3 protein-coding genes are annotated in these 4,029 nt (G+C 75.7%); 2 read left to right on the forward strand and 1 reads right to left on the reverse strand.

What is annotated here, in order from left to right; genetic code table 11:
- Window positions 1-107: 107 nt before the first annotated feature.
- Window positions 108-1,385: a serine hydroxymethyltransferase gene (glyA, locus tag ADL22_RS12045; protein WP_066976996.1), complete on the reverse strand. Its 1,278-nt coding sequence runs from the start codon at window positions 1,383-1,385 to the stop codon at window positions 108-110.
- Between the two features lie 335 nt (window positions 1,386-1,720).
- On the opposite strand from glyA, the gene rocD reads away from it, so the two are divergent.
- Both rocD and ADL22_RS12055 read left to right on the forward strand, forming a co-directional pair.
- Window positions 1,721-2,962, forward strand: a complete 1,242-nt coding sequence (rocD, locus tag ADL22_RS12050) for an ornithine--oxo-acid transaminase (RefSeq protein ID WP_066976999.1) — start codon at window positions 1,721-1,723, stop codon at window positions 2,960-2,962.
- 89 nt (window positions 2,963-3,051) lie between these two features.
- The gene (locus ADL22_RS12055; protein WP_234430659.1) at window positions 3,052-4,017 is read left to right on the forward strand and encodes a hypothetical protein; all 966 of its coding nucleotides are present in this window, start codon (window positions 3,052-3,054) and stop codon (window positions 4,015-4,017) included.
- The last annotated feature ends 12 nt before the right edge of the window (window positions 4,018-4,029 follow it).

The raw sequence follows: 4,029 nt of genomic DNA on the forward strand, positions 1-4,029 counted from the left end.
GGGCCGTAGGGGGTGGTCGAACGGATCCCGTAGGGGGTGGCGAGGCCCCCTCGGGGCCCCAACGCCGGGGAAGGGGGCGGGTATTCCCGGCGTCGGGGCCCGTACGCCTACGCGCCCACCGGCAGCCCCGGCGCCGGGTAGGCGGCCAGGAAGTCGGTGACTTCCTTGCGGAGGGTGGACAGGGACTCCTCGTCGCCGGTGGCGGCGGCGCGGACGCCGCGGTCGAGCCAGTCCGCGACCTTCGCCATGTCGGACGGGACCAGGCCGCGCGAGGTGAGCGCGGGCGTACCGATCCGGATGCCGGAGGGGTCGAACGGCTTGCGGGGGTCGAACGGCACGGTGTTGTAGTTCACCACGATCCCGGCCCGGTCCAGCGCCTTGGCGGCGACCTTCCCCGGCACCTCCTTCGACGTCAGGTCGATCAGCACCAGGTGGTTGTCGGTGCCGCCGGAGACCAGGTCGAAACCGCGGGCCAGCAGCGCCTCGGCCAGCGCCTTGGCGTTGGCGACCACCGCGTGCGCGTACTCCCGGAACGACGGCGCCGCGGCCTCCCGCAGCGCCACCGCGATGGCCGCCGTGGTGTGGTTGTGCGGCCCGCCCTGGAGCCCCGGGAAGACCGCCTTGTCGATCGCCTTGGCGTGCTCGGCGCGGGACATCAGCATCGCGCCGCGCGGCCCGCGCAGCGTCTTGTGGGTGGTGGTCGACACCACATCGGCGTACGGGACGGGGGAGGGGTGCGCACCGCCCGCCACCAGGCCCGCGATATGCGCGATATCGGCGACCAGGACCGCCCCGGCCTCCCGGGCGATCTCCCCGAACGCGGCGAAGTCGATGGTGCGCGGCACCGCCGTCCCGCCGCAGAAGATGATCTTCGGGCGCTCCTTCAGGGCCAGCTCGCGCACCTCGTCGAAGTCGATCCGCCCGGTGTCGGCCCGGACGCCGTACCGCACGCCGTTGAACCACGTCCCGGTCGCCGAGACGCCCCAGCCGTGCGTGAGGTGGCCGCCCATCGGCAGCGACATGCCCATCACCGTGTCGCCGGGGGAGGCGAACGCGAGGTACACGGCGAGGTTGGCGGGCGAGCCGGAGTACGGCTGGACGTTGGCGTGCTCGGTGCCGAAGAGCGCCTTGGCGCGCTCGACGGCCAGGGTCTCCACCACGTCGATGTTCTGCTGGCCCTCGTAGTAGCGGCGGCCCGGGTAGCCCTCGCTGTACTTGTTCTGCAGGACGGTGCCGGTGGCCTCCAGCACGGCGGCCGAGACGTAGTTCTCGCTGGGGATCAGGCGCAGGGTGTCGGCCTGGAGCCGTTCCTCGGCGCCGATCAGCGCGGCCAGCTCGGGGTCGGCGGTGTGCAGGGCGGGGTGCGTGGGCGGGTGGGCCGTCATGGCGTCCTCCGGGGCGATCGATCTGGTCGGTCGTGGTCCCGGGGTACCCAGGCGGGCGGCACCTCAGCGGCGTGTGGCCGCGCACCACTCCCTCGGGGTCCGTTCCCCGTACGCCAGTCGCCGGTGCGCAGGGGAAGTCTATGGGGTGCGCCGCCCCGCAGGGCCGCCTCGGGCCCCCGACCGGCCCCGGCCCGGCGCGCGGGGACGGCCCGCGGCGGGAGAATGAGGGGCGGGGAGAGCGCAGGGGGCGGGCCGGCAACTGCTCGTACGACCGGACCGACCGGACCAGCGGCACCCAGCGGACCGGCCGGCCCGGCCCACCGGACGGAGTCACCGTGACCTCACCCGATGCCGCGACCCCACCCGGAGCGGCGACCGCGCCCGAAGCGTTCATCGCCGCCGCCGAGGCGCACAGCGCGCGGAACTACCGGCCGCTGCCGGTCGTCGTGGCCACCGCCGAGGGCGCCTGGATGACCGACGTCACCGGGCGGCGCTATCTGGACCTGCTCGCCGGTTACTCCGCGCTCAATTTCGGCCACCGCAACCCCCGGCTGCTGGACGCCCTCCGCGCCCAGCTGGAACGCGTCACGCTCACCTCCCGCGCCTTCCACCACGACCGGTTCGCCGACTTCTGCACCCAACTGGCCGAACTGTGCCGGATGGAACTCGTCCTGCCGATGAACACCGGCGCGGAGGCCGTGGAGACCGCGATCAAGGCCGCCCGGAAGTGGGGCTACCGCGTCAAGGGCGTCCCCGACGGGCGGGCGAAGATCGTCGTCGCGGAGAACAACTTCCACGGCCGCACCACCACCATCGTCTCCTTCTCCACCGACCCCGAGGCGCGCGCCGACTTCGGCCCGTACACCCCCGGCTTCACCGTCGTGCCCTACGGGGACCTCGCCGCCCTCGACGCGGCGGTCGACGCCGACACCGTCGCGGTGCTGATCGAGCCGATCCAGGGCGAGGCGGGCGTCCTGGTGCCGCCGGCCGGCTACCTCGCCGGGGTCCGCGAGCTGACCCGGGACCGGAACGCGCTGTTCATCGCCGACGAGATCCAGTCCGGCCTGGGCCGCGCCGGCACCACCTTCGCCTGCGAGCACGAGGGCGTCGCCCCGGACGTCTACGTGCTCGGCAAGGCGCTGGGCGGCGGCATCGTCCCGGTGTCGGCGGTGGTCTCCTCGCGGGAGGTGCTGGGCGTCTTCCGGCCCGGCGAGCACGGGTCGACGTTCGGCGGCAATCCGCTGGCCTGCGCGGTCGGGCTGGAGGTGATCGCGCTGCTGCGCACCGGCGAGTACCAGCGGCGGGCCGCGGAACTGGGCTGCCATCTGCACGACGTGCTGGCGCCGCTGGTCGGCGGCGGCGCGGTGGACGCGGTACGCGGCCGCGGCCTGTGGGCCGGAATCGACATCAACCCCTCCCGCGGCGACGGCCGCGCGGTCTCCGAACGGCTGCTGGCCCGCGGCGTCCTGGTCAAGGACACCCACGGCGGGACGATCCGGATCGCGCCGCCGCTGGTGATCTCCCGGGAGGACCTGGACTGGGGGCTGGAGCGGCTGCGGGAGGTGCTGGGGGCGTAACCGGGCGCGGGGGGCGGGCGCGGCCCGGGGGCCGCTGGAGGCTGTGCGGGGCCGCCGCCCCCGTACCGCCGGCGCGTACCCTCGGCGGCATGCTGCTCGGGATGGTCTGCGCGTTCGCCTCCGCGGTGTGCTTCGGCACCGCGTCCGTCTTCCAGGCCGTCGCCGCCCGGGACACCCCGGCCGGCAACGGTTCCGGGGTGGACGCCCGGCTGCTGCTGCGGGTGCTGACCCAGTGGCGGTACCTGCTGGGGCTGCTGCTGGACGGGCTCGGGTTCCTGCTGGAGCTGGTGGCGCTGCGGACGCTGCCGATCTACACGGTCGGCGCGGCGCTGGCGGCCACCCTCGCGGTGACGGCGGTGGTCGCCGGGCCGCTGCTGGGCAGCCGGCTGCGCCGCGCGGAATGGCTCGCGGTGGCCGTGGTCTGCGGCGGCCTGGCGCTGCTGGCGCTCTCGTCGGGCGCCGAGGGGCACCGGGCCGGCGGCACGGCGCTGCGGATCGGGGTGCTGGTGCTGGCCCTCGCGCTGCCGGCGGTGGGCGCGCTGGCCGGGCGGCTCCCGGGCCGGGCCCGGGCCGCCGCGCTCGGCCTCGGCTCGGGCCTGGGCTTCGGCGTCGTCGAGGTCGCGGTCCGGCTCATCGACGGTTTCGGGCCGGCCGAGCTGCTCACCAACCCGGCGGTGTACGCGCTGCTGATCGGCGGCGGCTCGGCGTTCCTGCTGCTGACCTCCGCCCTCCAGCGCGGTTCGGTCACCACCGCCACCGCCGGGATGGTGATCGGGGAGACCCTCGGCCCGGCCGCCGCCGGCGTCTTCTGGCTCGGCGACCGCACCCGCGACGGCCTGGCCCCGCTCGCCCTCGCCGGCTTCGCCCTGGCGGTGGTCGGCGCCCTGGCCCTGGCCCGCTTCGGGGAGGCGCCGGCGGGGGCGCGTACGGAGGACGGGGACGGGGACGGGAACCATCTGGGCGGCGGCACGGAGACGAAGACGGAGGCGGCCGCCGCGGACGGCCCCGCCAACGCCCCCGCACCCGCCGCCCCCGTCCGCGACGGCCGCCCCTGACCGCCCCCGCCC

The sequence above is a fragment of the Streptomyces sp. NRRL F-4489 genome, assembly GCF_001509485.1.
Classification (GTDB): Bacteria; Actinomycetota; Actinomycetes; order Streptomycetales; family Streptomycetaceae; genus Streptomyces.

Bases quoted from the DNA above. Each gene is read 5' to 3' on its own strand.
- ADL22_RS12055 (WP_234430659.1), top strand. From the start codon at position 3,052: ATGCTGCTCGGGATGGTCTGCGCGTTCGCCTCCGCGGTGTGCTTCGGC.
- glyA (WP_066976996.1), bottom strand. From the start codon at position 1,385: ATGACGGCCCACCCGCCCACGCACCCCGCCCTGCACACCGCCGACCCC.